We start from the raw sequence: 17,923 nt of genomic DNA, 5'->3' as shown, positions 1-17,923 counted from the left end.
CGAAACGGGAATTCCCGACTTCGACCTCTCTTATCATAACGATTTCTTTTCTAATTCTCTTCCAGAATCAACCGGAAACCTGATCCGTGTACATTTTCAATCTTGATTGCAGGATCATCTTTGAAATATTTTCTCAACTTGGTCACGTAAACATCCATACTACGAGCTGTGAAATAATCACTGGCCCCCCATATCTCATTCAATGCTTTATCGCGTTGCAACAAACCATCCTTGTGATAATACAACAATTCCAGCAAGCGGGATTCCTTCGGGGTCAATTTGATTACTTCGTCATCTTTCGTGATCGTACGTAATTCCGTGTTAAACAGGTAAGCCCCCAACTCGATCAATTTCGGCTTCACTTCTGTTTCCTCATGCTCGCAACGACTAAGAATAGCCTTGATCTTAAAGATCAACAACTCAGAATCAAAAGGTTTGATAATATAATCATCCGCACCAATCTCGTAACCGAGTTTCATATCATCTTTCATGCTCTTAGCCGTGATGTAAACAAAAGGCACTGTAACATCCAATTCCCGGATTTTTTTCCCTAACGTGAATCCATCCATTTCGGGCATCATGACATCTAACAGACACAAATCAAACTTTTCTTTACGAAAGGCTTCAAATCCATCAATCCCGTTCGTACAATGCACGACATCATAATCAGATAACTCCAAATAGGATTTCAGAACCGACCCAAAACAGGGATCGTCTTCTACCAAAAGTATTTTATGTCCCATATATTAATTTTAGATTTTAGATTTATCATTCCAACTCTATACTTTTCAACCCGTCCCCTCACTCATCTTCCATTTTAAAAATAATCTCCACCAAAGTACCTTTATTCTTCTTGGAAGTCAGGCGAATTTCCCCTCCATGCAATTCCACGATAGATTTCGCGTAACTCAACCCCAGGCCGAATCCTTTCACATTATGCACGTTCCCGCTAGGAACCCGGTAAAATCGTTTAAACACCTTATCCTGTGCTTCTTTCGGAATCCCAATCCCGGTATCCCGAACTCCGATAATAAAGCGATTTCCTTCCCGCTTCGTGTAAATATATATATTCAACGAATCATGCGAATATTTGATCGCGTTATCAATCAAATTACAAACCACATTCATCATGTGTACTTCGTCAGCCGACAGCACATATCCCTCCGGGTCCAATTCCGCCCGGATAACACCTCCCCGTTCTTCTACCTGCAAACGGAAATGCTCCACGCTCTCGTCCACCAACACGTTCAAATTCACCGGAACCTTCTTCAAATGTACCTCTCTGCGATCCAATTTTGCCTGTAACAAGATTCGCTCCACGTACTTGTTCATCCGTTCATTCTCATTCCGAATCATTGAATTGAATTTCAATATCTGGGTTCGGTCATTCAACACCTTCTCTTTCTCGATAGCGGCCGTAGCCAAAGAGATCGTGGCCAAGGGAGTTTTAAACTCGTGAGTCATGTTATTAATGAAATCATTCTTGATCACCGACAATTTCTGTTGCCGCATGATAATGATGATCGTGATAATCAACACACTCATCAAACCGATAATACAAAAACCGGAAGCGATGAACATCCACCCCATATTATTATAAAATAGCGAATCCTTTGCGTTAAACATGACACACAGGTTTGCATCCTTCGTGGTCTGGTCATTCGGGAACAATTCCACGTAATAAAAACCTTTTTTGCCGTGTTCTCGGATATATTGAACAATTTGCTCACGGGTCATAATCTTCCACGTGAACGGGTTCGTGATTCCCGTGTTGATCATTTCCTCTTTTAAATAAGGATTCAAGTCAACATTTTCAAGTCGTTTTTCCACTTGCGCGTTCTGGGGATCTTTCTCTTTCAGGTAACGGATCACGAAATCTCTCACCAAATCAGTCATCCGCTGACGTTCCACCGAATCCGCCAACCTCTCCCCCTCTGTTGTCGCCGAACGCATCACCTGGTAGAGCATATCCTTATCTCTTTCCACGACATATCCCGGAAGCATCTGTCCCCCCGTGTTCATCAGAATCCGGAAAGTATTGGAAATATTACTACTTTTTTGTCCCTCATTATTTTTACCTAACGTGTACTGGAACGAAAAAACAGATACCATATTATTATTCAATTCCTCCTCATTCATGCCAACCGAATCCTGAGGATGATTCATCGCAGAAATAACCTCTTCTACCTGCGTGTATTGCTCCTTCACATCATTAAAAAGACGGATATTATTGGTTTGCTCCACCAGATTAACAGCTTTCCCTAAAACATCATATACTTTGGAAGTAAAACGAGCTTCTCCCTCCCGCATACTATATTTTATCCAAATCCATTGCACGCTTACCACCGCAATAAAAGCGATAAGCATAATGATAGATAATATTCTGATTATTATTTTTTTTATCATAAGCTGCCATATACAATCAGCGAAAATAGCATTTTTTATGTCACAATGCAATGACTTGGAAAAAAATATCATGAAAAAGAGGTACCCGGGTAAGGTACCTCTAAAAAACAACTAAGTAATAAAAACGGGAAAATTAAAACCACTATTATGGTTTTATGCTTTATTTTAATTTACTTTCCAACACTTTGTAAATATTACTCTCTTTATTTTCTATTGCCATCTTGTTGAAAAGTTTCTTTTGCAAATCCAAACTATCCACTAACTGATCTTTAAGCAAAAATAAAGAAATTTCTTTACGAGGATTAGCAACGATCAAATCTTTTGTCCAGTTAGCCTGTTTTTTCAGGAAACGTTGTTTCTGTAACTGGTGGATACCCAGCATCACCTCATCATCTTTGGAAAGTTTTTCTTTCTTGCTGATTCTCTCAATTCGCTTGTCAACCTTCTCGATATCTTCACCGAATCTCTCCTTGTACATTTTTTTGATTTCCTTGTACTCGTCCATCAAACCGGAACCGGTAGCTTCGATCTGATCCGGGAATTTGATTTTTCCTTTGATCCAAGTCATATCTTTCGTGTCCACGATAGCCTCTACGGTCGCTTTTCCATCAATATCCACCCAAACTCTTCCCGGAATTTTAAATTGATCCGTTCTTAAATCTATTTTACCATCCTTCACTTCTTGTTGTGCCAAGATCGTCAAACCCGGTTCGCCAGGCATCTCTGCCAACAATTTCACGGTACCGTTTAAACCTTCTACTTCACCACGTACTTTCACCGAGTCATTATCACATGCACTGAACAAAAGCGTGGCAAGTACCAAAAATAAACTAATTCTTTTCATAGCAAATAAGTTTTGTCGTCCGTCCATAAATCCATTATGGATGTAAATTTCATCTGTTATTTTACAAGCTCAATATAATAAACCATACATCACAGCAAGCAATATATCACTCACTGTAAACATCGACAAATATACAAAAATAAATTATAACCCCACACTCCTTAAAAGTAATTTAGCGGAGCCCGATGGTTTTGGTGCGTTTACATCGACAATCCGGCCTTCCGGGTCGATAAGCATATAGCGGGGCATTAAAGACACCATGTAACGGGAAGAAAAAGCATGTATATTATTCACCACGAAATGTTCACCGGGCAAATCTTCCACCTGCGCCAAGCTTTGGGAAGGTCCCATGCAGAAAGTCACGAAACGGATATTCTTATCCTTGTACTCCCCGGCAAATTCTTTCCATTTCTCCTGTATATCCGGTTTCATTTCGCCATAACCGGGAGCCCAGGCGCATATATATAAAAATTCCCCTTTCAAATCTTTTAGATATAAAGCCTCCCCTTTATCATTCTGCAATGACACGCTAGGAGCCGTAACACCCGGAGATAATCTCCGCCACTGATCAACCAAACGTTTCACCTTCACGAGCTTACTGGTATCCGAAACTTCATTCCAACACACGGCAAGCAAATAATCAGAATCTCTCAGACCATTCTCCTGAAAATAGCCATAAACCACCTCTGACAATAAATAATCCCGTACTTTGACACTACTGACGTGAGATAAAATATAGTCCACCAACCGCCGCATACTTAGATTCTGTCCCTTGTAATACATGTAGTTCAACACGAATCGTTGATAGCTATCAAAAGAGAGCATTTCTTCATTATTCACATCAAACTCGGAGACAAACTGGTCAAAAATCTCACCCGGTTTATACTCTACATCCGTGGCGAGACGTCCGCGCATATAATGCATCGCCTGCTCCGCAACCCGGTACCTGATTCGTTCCCGCTCCAGCCGGGTAAACTCCTCTCCCAAATTCTTAGCTTCCAGCAAAACAATACTCGTGTTAATATTCCCTCGCATTCTATCCACGAAATCTTTTTCCTCCAACTGGAGCAAACTTGCATCATAAATAGCGACAAATCGGTATTGTTGTTCTTTCAAGTAGTTATTGATCGCGCTTAACGTTCCTTTGAACTGCAAAGAATTAGGCATATTACGAACATTATTCAAACTGATTTCCAAATCCTCCCCAGGTGTTAAAAAAACTTGAACCCAGTAAGGATGGAAACGGGCATACGTTCCCTTTTCCAGTTCAATTTTCCCTGAAAAATAATGTTTATCATCCAGCCGAAACTTGTACATGCTATCGTTTACCTGAAAATAAACGACAGAGTCACCCGTCTCGACCCGCCCCGATACTTGTACACTCGTATTACGTACACAAGCAACGAAAAGAATAATAATCAATATACCTACAAAACTCCTCATGCTTCGACACATTAACTTTTAGAATACAAAGATATGCATTCATAAAAAAACTATGTGTTAAAAAAAAGGTAAATAAAAAAGGCAACCTTACGATTGCCTTTTGATGTATTTTAACAAAACTTATTTCGTTATTGCAACAAAGTCATTGTTTTCGAAAAATTTGGCAAACTCCATATCGGTTGCAGCCAATTGTTTGAATGAAGCGTTCAAAGAACATGCTTTCTTCAAGTTCTCCATTACCATCGTAGCGTCGTTAGTTCTCGCACCGATAACAGCTTTCAAGTAATAAGACATCGGGCATTCTTTGTTTTCAGCGTTCAATTTCTTCAAAGCCTCGTTGTTATTTCCGGCAAGCACGTTAGCCAAAGCAGCGTTCACGCAATTGCATTTTCCGAAATAGTTAACAGCAGCAGCATAATCACCCGTCTTGATAGCGATGATACCCTTGTTGTAATCAACTTCTTGACCGGCTCCGGTTGCTGCACCAAAATAAACTTCAGCTTGTTTCAAATCGCCATTCTTCAATGCAACGGCACCCAAGTTATTCTGGATAACAGGATTGTTAGCAGACAAAGAGTTAGCTTTATTGAAGTTCGTTTGAGCCTCAGCAATGTTACCCATTTCGAATTGGATCAAACCAGCGTCGTTGAAACCTCTCCAGTCATTCGGGAATTGTCTCATACAAGCCTGATAGATAGCCAATTTGTCATTATTGTTATCAAACAATGTAGCAGAGTAAAGTAACTCGTCAACATTCAAAGAAGCAGCGTCCGATTTAGCCAAAGCTTTCAATTCGTCATCTGATTTACCAATCAACTCGGTATTCACAACAAACAAAGATCTTCTCAATTTCGGAAGGATTTGATCAGCAACAACAGCGAAAGCTGAAGCTATATTTCTGATTTCTCTTTCTCTTACTTCCGGATCAGAGTGCATAGCCAACACACGAAGGATCAATTCCTTATCTTGGATATTTGATGCTTCCATAGCTTTTTTGAAACCTTCCCAGTCCTCAGCTACAACGAAATTCTTAAAGAAATTCTCGTCTTTGTATTGCTCAACTTTACCTTTCTTCATCTGTTTTTTCAAGAAAGTAGAAGAACCTTTTTCACGTTGGTTAGCTAATTTCTCGTTGAAGTCATAAGCTCCATCAGGAGATGCGTATGATCTAACATCAATACTGTTCAAATTCATGTTTTCTTTGGTAGCAGCTTCTTTAATATAAGCTTCCAACTTCTTCATCTCTTCAGAAGTCATTTCTTTAGAACGGATGTTAGCTGAATTGATCAAATAATAGATTGCAGCCTCTTCTTGTTGTTTGATAATTCTTTGGAATTGATCTTCACCAAGAGTAGTAGCAGGAGCGTTCACAACCAAAGTCTCGGTAGCAATCACACCATCACCAATTTTTCTCGGTTCGAATTTAGCACTTTTAGCACCTTTTGATCCGGTAATATCAATTTCCAGATCAGAAAGTCTCATAGCATCCTCGTAAGAAATACGACTCGTATAAGAAATAGTCTTTCCCGACTCGTAAGGAATCACCTCTGCATTACCTTGAACTTTTTCTCCTTGGATAGCTTTCATTTCATAAGCTTTCTCACCGCCTTTAAACCTTAACACGGGAGTAGCTTCAAGAGCCACTTTCTTATTAAAATATTTAGCCGGGAAAGTTACGTCTATCTTCAAATCAACCATTCCACCTTTTGCCACAAGTGTTTCTGGAGTAACAGAATACGTAATTTCTCCTGCACGTTTCTTCATTTTATTCAAAGAAGAACAAGAAACAGTTATTAACCCAGATAAGGCAACAACGGCAACAAAACCTAATGTTTTTTTCATACTCATCTTAATTTTTATTGTAATACTCAAATTAGTTCACCTTTCTTTTTTCGCCAAACAAATGTATAAATTTTTATTAATATATTGAATGACTACACAAAATTTATACCAAAAACTAATTAATTTTATCCAAAATCAATTTTTCGGCTCGTTCGATCGCTTTCGTGATCCCCTCAGGATTTGATCCTCCGGCAGTTGCGAAGAAAGGTTGTCCCCCACCGCCGCCTTTCATTTCCTGCGCGGCATCTTTCACGATCTGCCCGGCATGTAACCCGAAATCCTTCACCAGCGAATCGCTAATCATCACGGTTAAATGAGGCTTATCGTTAAACACGCCCCCGATCACAAGGATCAGGTTATTCAACTCGCCCTTCAACTGGAAGGCAATATCCTTCACGTTAGCAGGGGCTATCATCACCGTCTTTACGATCATCGTGATATCTCGGATAACACGCTTTTCGTTTTTCCATCCCTCCTTCATGATCTTCAAACTATCCTGCGTGAACTTCTCGACATCTTTTTTCAACCCCTCATTCTCGTTCAGCAACTCCCTGACATTCTCCAACACGCCGCGATTCGACTTGAACATACTGTCTATTTCTTTCATCATCTTGAAATAATTCAGTATATACTCTTCGGCCTTGGCTGCCGTTATCGCTTCTATACGTCGTACTCCGGCAGAAACAGAACTTTCGGAAACAATCTTGAAGAACCCGATCTGTCCCGTGGCGTGTGCGTGCGTACCTCCACACAATTCCACAGATTCCCCAAATTTCACCACACGAACCAAATCCCCGTATTTCTCCCCGAAGATCGCCATGGCTCCCATCTTCTTTGCCTGACCGATAGGTATCGCACGACTTTCCTCCAATGAATAATTCTTCCGAATTTCACGATTCACGATAGCCGCCACCTTTTCCAACTCCTCGTCCGTCACTTTCTGGAAATGAGAAAAGTCAAAACGCAGGTATTCATCACTCACGTACGATCCTTTCTGTTCCACGTGAGTCCCCAACACCTTTCTCAACGCGTAATGCAACAAGTGAGTCGACGTGTGGTTATTCTCCGTGGCCACCCGTTTATCCAGATCCACTTTCGCCGTGAATACTTGTGTCAAATCCTCCGGCAAACGATCCGTGATATGAACCGTCAAGCCGTTTTCCTTCTGAGTATCCCAAATATTTATTTTCTCCGTTTCCGAAATCAACCAACCACGATCACCGACCTGCCCGCCACTCTCGCCATAAAACGGGGTAATATTAAACACTAACTGGTAAAGCGTCCTACCTTTCGTGCTAATCCGGCGATAGCGGGTAATCTGCACCTCCGTCTCCGTGTAATCATACCCCACGAACTCCTGAGTATCATCAGCAATCAACTCCACCCAGTCATCCGTATTCACGGCTGCAGCCGAACGAGAACGCTCTTTCTGGGCTTCCATCTCAGCCTTAAACTCCCGACGATTAACAACCAAGCCGTGTTCTTTCAGAATCAATTCGGTCAAATCCAACGGGAACCCGTAAGTATCATATAACTCGAAAGCGATATTTCCCGGTACGGTCAAATAATCTTCGGCCTTGGTTTTCTCGATAATCTTATCCAGTAATTTTATACCTTTATCTAAGGTGCGCAAGAAAGCATTTTCTTCCTCTTGTATCACCCGTTCGATCAAAACCTGTTGAGCGGATAACTCCGGGTAATGTTTTCCCATTACCTCGATCAAAACCGGCACCAACTTGTACATGAAAGCCTCTTTTTGATCCAGGAAAGTATAAGCGTAACGCACGGCACGACGCAATATCCGGCGAATCACGTAACCCGCTTTCACGTTCGAGGGCAATTGTCCGTCAGTAATTGAAAAAGCAATCGTGCGCAAGTGATCGGCAATCACCCGCATTGCCACGTCAGCGGCTGCATCCTTACCATACTCTTTCTCGCTCAAACGAGCGATCTCGTCGATAATGGGAGTAAACACGTCCGTGTCGTAATTGGACGTTTTCCCTTGCACGGCCATACACAAACGTTCGAATCCCATTCCCGTATCCACGTGATGACTCGGCAAATTCTCCAAACTACCATCCGCTTTCCGGTTATATTGCATGAACACCAGGTTCCAGATCTCGATCACCAACGGGTTATCCTTATTCACCAGATCACGCCCCGGTTTCAACTTACGCTCCTCTTCCGGACGCAAATCAATATGAATTTCCGAACAAGGACCGCAAGGCCCCATATCTCCCATTTCCCAAAAATTATCTTTCTTATTCCCGTATAGAATCCGATCTTCGGGCAAATACTGTTTCCAGTATTCCAACGCCTCCTTATCTTCCTCCAGGCGATCCTCTTTACTTCCCTCGAACACGGTAGCATACAACCGGTTCTTGTCCAATTTCATCTCTTCCGTCAAGAATTCCCAGGCAAAAGCGATCGCTTCCTTCTTAAAATAATCCCCGAACGACCAGTTCCCCAACATCTCGAACATCGTGTGATGATAGGTATCATGTCCCACTTCCTCCAAATCGTTATGCTTCCCGGAAACCCGCAAACATTTTTGTGAATCGGCAATCCGTGTTGCCTTGGGACGTACGTTCCCTAAAATAATATCTTTAAATTGATTCATCCCGGCATTCGTGAACATCAGGGTCGGGTCACCCTTGATGACCATCGGAGCCGAAGGTACTATCGTATGTGATTTCTTCTCAAAAAAATCTAAAAATCTCTGTCTGATCTCTGATGACTTCATACATTCAAAATTTAATAAATACATCCGCAAATCACGAGTTTCACGTTATCATCCTATCATGTATACCGTTCCTCTTGCCTCTCTATCACTTTGATCTGCCTTGTTTACCAAGTTGCAAATTTAGATTATTTCTTTAACTTTGCATCGCAAACACTATTTTTTATTAGTAAACTATGCGAAAAGCAGGGTACCATTTTAATTCGGACACGTTATCATTTGATAAAATAGAATCATCTTTAAGAAAAACACTTTGGAGATTATTCAAAAAATTCTTTTCTAGCTTCTCGCTGGCCATCGTCATGTTATACCTTGTCTATGCGTTCATTGATTCCCCGAAAGAAAAACTTTTGAAACGGAAATATGAAGAAGTTCTTACCCAATACAGCTTATTAAGCAACAAAGTAGAACACCTGGACAACGTACTGAAAGACATGGAGGCCAGGGATGACAACATCTACCGGGTTATTTTCGAAACCGACCCTATTCCCTCGTCTATCCGACGAGCTGGTTCGGGAGGAGTTGACCAGTACGAACACCTCCGACAAATCGACAACGCGGACCTGATCATCGGGACTGCCAAGAAGATTGACGAATTATCCAAAGCGATCTACATTCAAAGCAAATCTTTCGACAAAATCGAAGAACTGGCCAAGAACAAGATCGACATGCTGGCATCAATTCCCGCGATCCTTCCGGTCTCGTTAAAAGATAAAAGCACTCACCAAGTGACCTCCTCGTTCGGCTACCGGATGCACCCCATCTACAAGACCCTTAAATTCCATGCAGGGATGGACTTCACCGGAACAGTAGGGACCCCGATCTATGCCACCGGCAACGGGGTTGTCGTTGAGAGCAAATTTGACAAAGGCTACGGCCGTCACGTCATTATAGATCACGGATTCAGCTATAAAACCATGTACGCTCACATGGAGAAAATCCTGGCAAAAAAAGGCCAGAAAGTGAAACGGGGAGATGTCATCGGGTACTTGGGGAGTACGGGGCTTTCCACGGGCCCGCACCTTCACTACGAGGTCAGGAAAAATGATAAAGCAATCGACCCTATCAACTTCTATTTCAACGACCTTACCCCCGATGAATTCGAACAACTAGTCGAAATAGCGAATAACACGGGCCAAAGTATGGACTAAATCAATTTTCAATTGTTATGACAGAAGAATCATTAAAGTTGTATTACACCATCGGAGAAGTGGCCGATATGTTCGGGGTCAACACCTCCCTGATCCGATTCTGGGAGAAAGAATTCGACGTGATCAAACCCCATAAAAACAAAAAGGGAAACCGTCAATTCACGAAAACCGACATTGACAACTTTCACCTGATCTTTCACCTGGTCAAGGAAAAAGGAATGACGTTAAAAGGAGCCCAGCAACAACTTAAAAACCGGAAAGCGGAAACCGAATCACATTTCGAAGTCATAAAACGCTTGAAAGGAATAAAAGAAGAGCTATTATCCATCAAAAACCAACTCCCGTAGCAACTCTGTGATTTAATGATTCCCGATTAGGTGATTCCTGCCACTCGGCTCTTATGCTCTCTTTTTAATCACTTAATCATTGAATCGACAATCACTGAATTACTCGGAGCATAGAATCGGCAACCACTAAATTATTTCATTCAAATTCTAAATTTCAAGCCAAACATGCACGTAAAAGACATCATCTCGCTCATAGAAGAGTATGCCCCTCTCAAATTACAGGCCAGCTTCGACAACTCCGGGCTTCTCTGCGGGGATCCTGAACGGGAAGTGACATCCGTGTTATTATGCATCGACGTCACGGAAGAAGTCGTTGAAGAAGCCATCGCCAAGGGACACGACCTCATCATCTCCCACCACCCGCTCATATTCGGGGGACTCAAACACATTACTCCCGCCACCTACGTGGAACGTTGCGTGATCAAGGCAATCAAACACGACATCACAATTTACGCCTCCCACACGAACATGGATGTCGTGACTAACGGGGTGAGTGGACGTATGGCCGACAAACTCGACCTCGTTAATCGTCAAATCCTTCAACCGGAAGGTGATCCCCTCGCCGGGAACGGGTTCGGGATCATTGGTGAATTACAGCATCCTGTTGAAAGCATGACATTCCTACAACAAGTGAAAGAAATATTCCGGTGTGACCGGTTGCGTTACACGACTCCACACCTCCCGACCATTCAACGGGTTGCCGTCTGTGGAGGAGCCGGAGCTTCGTTCTTTAACCGGGCATTGGCAAATCACGCGGACATCTATATATCCGGGGATTTCAAATATCATGACTTTTTCCTCACGGAAAAACGCGTAATTATTGCCGATATCGGTCATTATGAAAGCGAACAATTCACAAAAGAGATATTTTATGAGATACTTACAAAAAAAATATCTAAATTCGCGATTCAGTTTTCTGAGATTAATACAAATCCGATTAAGTATTTATAATATATGGTGACGAATAACAATGAGAAAATGCAAGAGCTGACAGTTGAAGAGAAACTGCAGAACCTGTATGAATTACAACGAATTGACACCGAGATCGATAAAATCAAAACGCTGCGGGGAGAACTACCTTTGGAAGTTCAAGACCTTGAAGACGAGATCGCGGGATTAGAGACACGTATCGACAACTTGAAGGCTGAACTAAGCGAGCTTGACAAAACGACATCCACCCGGAAAATGGATATCAAGAAAGCCGAAGAATCTATTAAAAAATATAGCGAACAACTGGATAACGTTCGTAACAATCGCGAATACGACGCTTTAAGCAAGGAAATCGAGTTCCAGAAACTAGAAATCGAATTACAGGAGAAAAGAATTCGGGAAGCCTCGAAAGCAAAAGCGGAAAAAGACGCGCTTATGGAAGAATCCAAAAAGCGTTATGAAGACAAAGTATCCGACCTGGAAGCCAAGAAAGGCGAATTGAATGATATTATCAACGAGACGCACAAAGACGAGGAAACGTTAGAAACAAAATCAAAAGAATTGGCAGCCACCATTGACGAACGTTTATTAACGGCATACCGCCGTATCCGTTCCAACGCCCGCAACGGTCTGGCCGTCGTTACCGTTGACCGTGACGCCTGTGGAGGTTGTTTTAACAAAATCCCGCCACAAAGACAGTTGGATATCCGTTCCCGGAAAAAGATCATCGTCTGCGAGTACTGTGGCCGTATCCTCATTGATAAATATATCTGTGACTACGACGGTTCGCAACAAAAAGCAGACCTTGAAGCTCTTCTCGATGCACAAAAGAAAAAAGGAAGAAGACTTAGAAAATCAGAAGAATAAAAACAAGGCTGCTCGACAAAGCAGCCTTTTTACGAATATATAATTTTAATCTGAATTAAAATGATCCCAACAAACTACGATCCGCAAACGAGCGAAGAGAAATGGTATCAATACTGGTTGGAACATCGGTTTTTCCACTCCACCGTTGATAAAAAGAGAACTCCGTATTGTATTGTTATTCCCCCGCCTAACGTCACCGGTGTCCTGCACATGGGACACATGCTGAATAACACGATACAGGACGTACTCGTCAGACGCGCCCGTTTACTTGGTAAAAATGCTTGTTGGGTTCCGGGAACCGATCACGCTTCCATTGCCACGGAGGCCAAAGTTGTTGCCAAACTGAAAAGCGAAGGTATCGAGAAAAGAGACCTTTCCCGCGAAGAATTCTTGAAACATGCCTGGGCATGGACCGAGAAACACGGAGGGATCATCCTCGAACAGTTGAAACGACTGGGAGCTTCCTGCGACTGGGACCGGACTTGTTTCACGATGGACGAGATCCGTTCGGCCAGCGTGATCCGGGTCTTTATCGACCTGTACAACAAAGGACTTATATATAAAGGTGTTCGTATGGTAAACTGGGACCCGGCAGCCAAAACAGCCGTGTCGGATGAAGAAGTTATTTACAAGGACGAACACAGTAAATTATATTATCTCCGCTATAAAATAGAGGGAACCGAAGACGAATACATCATCATCGCCACAACACGCCCGGAAACCATTCTAGGAGATACTGCCGTATGCGTGAATCCCAAAGATGAACGTTTCCGCCACCTGGCCGGGAAAAAATGTATCGTTCCCCTGGTAAACCGGGTAATTCCGATCATCCAGGATGAATACGTGGATATGGAATTCGGTACCGGAGCATTGAAAATCACCCCGGCACACGACATCAACGACTACGAAATCGGATACAAACATCATCTGGAATCCATCGACATTTTCAATGATGATGGAACCTTGAATGAAAACGCCCGCCTTTTCGTGGGTAAAGACCGCTTTGTCGTACGTCAGGAAATTATCCCCGAACTCGAAAAAGCGGGAAACCTCGTGAAAATCGAGGATTACAACAATAAAGTCGGTTATTCTGAACGTACCAACGTGGTGATCGAGCCGAAATTATCCATGCAATGGTTCCTCAAGATGAAAGAACTGGCAAAACCGGCCTTGGATGCTGTCATGAATGACGATATTCTCCTGACACCGGCAAAATACAAAAACACGTACCGCTACTGGATGGAAAACGTGAAAGACTGGTGTATCAGCCGCCAATTATGGTGGGGCCACCAGATTCCCGTATATTACCTGCCGGATAGCAACGATTACGTGGTAGCTTGCAATAGCGAGGAAGCCGTAAAACTCGTGAAAGAGAAATTCGGTAAAGACATTCCGGCAAATCAACTCCGTCAGGATGAAGATTGCTTGGATACCTGGTTCTCTTCGTGGCTATGGCCGATCTCCGTATTCAACGGAATCCTCGAACCGGAAAATGAAGATATCAAATATTACTACCCGACAAATGATTTGGTATCCGGCCCGGACATCCTCTTCTTCTGGATGGCAAGAATGATCATGGCCGGATACGAGTACCGCCACGAGAAACCGTTCTCTAACTTGTACCTCACGGGAATCGTGCGTGACAAACTGCATCGCAAGATGTCCAAATCCCTTGGAAACTCACCCGATCCGATCGACTTGATCAATCAATACGGGGCTGACGGGGTACGTGTAGGAATGCTATTGTGCGCCCCCGCCGGAGGAGACTTGCTATTTGATGAAAGCCTCCCGGAACAAGGACGTAATTTCACGACCAAAATATGGAATGCTTTCCGCCTGGTCAGCAATTGGAAGGTTGCCGACATCGAACAACCGTTACACTCCAAACTGGCCATCGAATGGTTCGAGCAATATTTGAACAAATGCAAGGAGACCCTCAACACGCAATTCGAGCAATACCGAATTTCCGAAGCACTCATGACCGTGTACACCGGATTCCGAGACGAGTTCTCATCTTGGTTACTGGAAATCATCAAACCGGGATTCGAACAACCGATCGACCGGACGACTTACAATAAAACCATTTACCTCTTCGAGGAAATGTTGCAATTGCTCCACCCGTTCATGCCATTTATCACGGAAGAGATATGGCAGAACCTGAGGGAGCGGAAAGATGGCGAGAGTATCATGGTATCCGTGATGCCAACACCCGGAAAATACGACGAAAACTTCCTGAGCACGTTCGAGAACACGAAAGAAGTCATCGCTGGAATCCGTACTGTCCGCAAGCAAAACAACATCGCTTTCAAAGATGCCATCTCTTTAAGAGTAAAGAGTAACGACCGCTACCCCTTGCAATTCGAGAGTATCATCTGCAAAATGGGTAACATCAGCGATGTCGAAATGGTTGCAGACCCGGTAAAAGGAGCCTGGAGCTTCATCTGCGACACGGTTGAATACTTCATCCCTGCTATCGGGGAAGTCAACACCGAAGAAGTCCGGGCAAAACTAGAAGCAGACCTTGCTTATGCCCAAGGGTTCCTCGCATCCGTGATGAAAAAACTCGGCAACGAGAAATTCGTGAACGGGGCCCCTGCCCAAGTAGTTGAAAACGAACGCAAAAAACAAGCCGATGCCGAAGCAAAAATTAAAGCAATTGAACAACAATTAGCCGAATTGAACTAAAACATCGCTTATAAAATACGCAAGCCGCCCGTTGGAATATCGGGCGGCTTATTTTTTTTATTCCAACTTTCACAATATCTCTCGACCATTATCGCATCCAAACAAATGGATATGAGTCACTTCCGCTTGCATGTAAATGAAAAGGAAAGGAACAGGATAAGGCGTATTTAAAAAAGAATGCATCACAAATATTTATTGAGTTACTGATCAGTACCTATAATAAACTTATAATCAAATTATAAACATCCTATATAAACCTTATTATAATAGGATTTATATAAGGTAACTATAGGGTTCGTATAGGGTTCATGAAACTACTGAACAAGTAGTACACAATAATTACAGACGTATTCAGGTACCAAATTTACATATCTTCTACATCCTTCGATATTTCTCAGAATAGAATCCCTACAAATTTTATAAATTTGAGACTAAAAGGATGAAATATTCCCATCCTGCCGATCGACAGGACAAGTCAAAGATTTTCCCTCAAAATATTCAACGACGATTCAACTCGGCTTGGATCTCATTTATCACGCTTTGGGGGCGTAACGGATATTCCAATACCCTGTTCGTCACGTTTCCGGCCTTATCTATAATTTTATACGTCGGGTATCCATGCACCTCCATTTTCTTGACAATCATCTGCTGTTGTAGTGGAGGCAAATTATAATGCACGATATTTTTTCCCGTAAGATTGAATTCTTTGATAACATTTTTCCATGCCTCTTCGGGTGAGCTATAAGCAAAATACATGAATATCACTTTCTCGTTCTCGAACACCTTCTCAATATCACCCATCAACGCCAACATATCCTTACAAGGTTCACACCACGATCCCCAAAAATCGAACAAAATCACATTTCCCCGATAAGGTTCAATCAAGGCTTGCCAGAGAGAATCTGCATCCAAAATATGACTAAATCGCTCAACATCAATCAAACTGGCTTCGTGAGCTAATTTTTTACTAGCGATTTTCTGGTAAACATCGCTAGCTTCCTTCACCTTTCGATTCAATATAGGATTCGAAATTCTAGTGTCCACTAATTTCATCATCCCCGGTGCCAAAGACTTGTGATCATACTCCATTCCAGTCACGAACAATCGGGTATAACAAAGCTCCTTCAATAAGACATCGGATACCAGCGTGTCATAGAGCAATAACTCGTGTTCCCGGGTCACGACCTCCTCCAATTCCCATACCTCCGGCAAAGAGCGATAGGTATTCATTTTATCATAAAGCATGGCCTTATCCCCCACGGCCACCTGAAACGCACTCGTGTCCGTAATTTGCTGCCGGCTCAATTCCGTCATCTTCCGGCTAATACGTTCACAAGTCGCGATATCTTCCGTTGATAATTCCCCAAACATTCCGCCCTCCTTCAACCTCCTTAACACCTCATACAAACGATCATCTGGCATATAAACCAACCCAATCCCATCAACATACCTATATTTTTGACTATCTACATAACCGGTATAATCCCGCAAGAATGTTTGGTAATCCCGAGTTATAAAATAATACAAGGATTCATTCACAGAGAAATGAGTATTTACATATTCCATGTATCCCGGATCAAACCGTTCGTGGCTCCCGCGCAAATTAAACTGGTTTTGCATCAACGTCGCCGCAAACCGATATTTCCATTCATTTTCAATGGACTCTTTGCATCTCTTCGAAAGATTCGGGTATTTTCCACAAATAGAATCCAAAAATGCTACCGATTTCAAGTAATCCGCCTCGGCCAAGCGCAGGAATTCCATATCCGAACGGGCGATCTCCCTCAACTCGTACATATTTCTCATCCATAACGGATAAGGGAAACACGTATACTCCTGATGAAAACGAGCGTTCTTTCCCATGAAAAGCACATCCTTTTTCCCGTTAATCATCTCTTCCTTCGAAACATCCGGGAATACTTTCCAGTCCGAAGCATCTGCATATAACAAAACCGTCTCCCCGGGTTCTACAATAATATTTTTCCACATCCGTCCCCATTCCAATAAAACTCGTTGAGGTGCACTCACGACAAAACGAAGCGTAAAGCGCCCGGAAGAATCTACGGGGGCAACAATTTCACCTTCCTCTTCTTCAAGCAATCCATTATAGCCACAAGTAAACGTGTACCCTCGCAACGCCGGGTGAGTCACCTTGTCGAGGTTACGAATATATCCGCGTATCGTGACGGTATCGGTGATCACGAGAGGTTTTGAAAACGAAACGGTATCGACTCCTTCCCACGCAACAAAGTCTTTGCCGTTGCACGGATGGAATATTTCGCCTTTCTCATTATCACGCACTATAGAAATATTTCCATTCTTACCCTGTCTGATTTTAAGAACTATCGTCCGGTTACCATTTTCCAACACGACCTCCGTTTGTTTCCTCCCGAATTTTACACGTTTATATTTCCAGAAATCCGAGAAAGCAACGGCCCCATCTTCATAAAAACCATACTCCCAAGCTCCCGTTCCGGTGTTCGCCCAGTTACCCAAAAGATTACTCTCTATAACTTTCTGCCCCATAACTCCCGAAGAAATCACGAATACCACCACAAAGATCATCCACTTCCCCAAGCTTTGATAAAAATACATGCAAGGACACGCCGCCGATTTCAGATAATTCATATACTCACATTTTTGTTTTTCCTTCACCCGAAATCATCCG

General features: G+C 42.7%; 12 protein-coding genes. 5 read left to right on the top strand and 7 right to left on the bottom strand.

Annotation, left to right across the window (positions count from 1 at the left end):
* Positions 1 to 50: 50 nt before the first annotated feature.
* The 6 genes from DWW52_RS16420 to alaS all read right to left on the bottom strand — a co-directional run bounded on the left by DWW52_RS16420 (position 51) and on the right by alaS (position 9,278).
* Complete coding sequence (locus tag DWW52_RS16420; protein ID WP_118716554.1) at positions 51 to 743, bottom strand: response regulator transcription factor; 693 nt, start codon at positions 741 to 743, stop codon at positions 51 to 53.
* A gap of 58 nt (positions 744 to 801) precedes the next feature.
* Positions 802 to 2,406, bottom strand: coding sequence for a sensor histidine kinase KdpD (locus DWW52_RS16415; RefSeq protein ID WP_118716553.1), 1,605 nt, complete (start codon positions 2,404 to 2,406; stop codon positions 802 to 804).
* 160 nt (positions 2,407 to 2,566) lie between these two features.
* Complete coding sequence (locus tag DWW52_RS16410) at positions 2,567 to 3,250, bottom strand: hypothetical protein (RefSeq protein WP_118716587.1); 684 nt, start codon at positions 3,248 to 3,250, stop codon at positions 2,567 to 2,569.
* 144 nt (positions 3,251 to 3,394) lie between these two features.
* On the bottom strand, positions 3,395 to 4,693 hold the full coding sequence (locus DWW52_RS16405; protein ID WP_118716552.1) for a hypothetical protein: 1,299 nt from the start codon (positions 4,691 to 4,693) through the stop codon (positions 3,395 to 3,397).
* 120 nt (positions 4,694 to 4,813) lie between these two features.
* Complete coding sequence (locus DWW52_RS16400; RefSeq protein ID WP_118716551.1) at positions 4,814 to 6,535, bottom strand: M48 family metallopeptidase; 1,722 nt, start codon at positions 6,533 to 6,535, stop codon at positions 4,814 to 4,816.
* Between the two features lie 115 nt (positions 6,536 to 6,650).
* Entirely contained in the window at positions 6,651 to 9,278 is a 2,628-nt protein-coding gene (gene alaS, locus DWW52_RS16395; protein WP_118716550.1) for an alanine--tRNA ligase, read from the bottom strand.
* A gap of 173 nt (positions 9,279 to 9,451) precedes the next feature.
* Here alaS and DWW52_RS16390 point away from each other — a divergent pair, with 173 nt between their 5' ends.
* The 5 genes from DWW52_RS16390 to DWW52_RS16370 all read left to right on the top strand — a co-directional run bounded on the left by DWW52_RS16390 (position 9,452) and on the right by DWW52_RS16370 (position 15,255).
* The gene (locus DWW52_RS16390) at positions 9,452 to 10,426 is read left to right on the top strand and encodes a M23 family metallopeptidase (protein WP_118716549.1); all 975 of its coding nucleotides are present in this window, start codon (positions 9,452 to 9,454) and stop codon (positions 10,424 to 10,426) included.
* Positions 10,427 to 10,437: 11 nt separating this feature from the next.
* On the top strand, positions 10,438 to 10,773 hold the full coding sequence (locus DWW52_RS16385) for a MerR family transcriptional regulator (protein WP_199692014.1): 336 nt from the start codon (positions 10,438 to 10,440) through the stop codon (positions 10,771 to 10,773).
* A gap of 165 nt (positions 10,774 to 10,938) precedes the next feature.
* On the top strand, positions 10,939 to 11,724 hold the full coding sequence (locus DWW52_RS16380) for a Nif3-like dinuclear metal center hexameric protein (protein WP_118716547.1): 786 nt from the start codon (positions 10,939 to 10,941) through the stop codon (positions 11,722 to 11,724).
* A gap of 3 nt (positions 11,725 to 11,727) precedes the next feature.
* The gene (locus DWW52_RS16375) at positions 11,728 to 12,570 is read left to right on the top strand and encodes a zinc ribbon domain-containing protein (RefSeq protein WP_118716546.1); all 843 of its coding nucleotides are present in this window, start codon (positions 11,728 to 11,730) and stop codon (positions 12,568 to 12,570) included.
* A 60-nt stretch (positions 12,571 to 12,630) separates the two neighbouring features.
* Positions 12,631 to 15,255 carry a valine--tRNA ligase gene (locus tag DWW52_RS16370; RefSeq protein WP_118716545.1) on the top strand — a complete coding sequence of 875 codons (2,625 nt, stop codon included), beginning with the start codon at positions 12,631 to 12,633 and terminating at the stop codon, positions 15,253 to 15,255.
* Positions 15,256 to 15,753: 498 nt separating this feature from the next.
* On the opposite strand, the gene DWW52_RS16365 is transcribed toward DWW52_RS16370, so the two are convergent.
* Positions 15,754 to 17,883, bottom strand: a complete 2,130-nt coding sequence (locus tag DWW52_RS16365) for a thioredoxin-like domain-containing protein (RefSeq protein WP_118716544.1) — start codon at positions 17,881 to 17,883, stop codon at positions 15,754 to 15,756.
* Positions 17,884 to 17,923: the final 40 nt, after the last annotated feature.

Origin of the sequence: Odoribacter sp. AF15-53 (assembly GCF_003479425.1) — a bacterium.
Classification (GTDB): Bacteria; Bacteroidota; Bacteroidia; order Bacteroidales; family Marinifilaceae; genus Butyricimonas.
The sequence above is the reverse complement of the archived record's forward strand: the minus strand, read 5'-3'. Positions and strand labels throughout refer to the sequence as shown.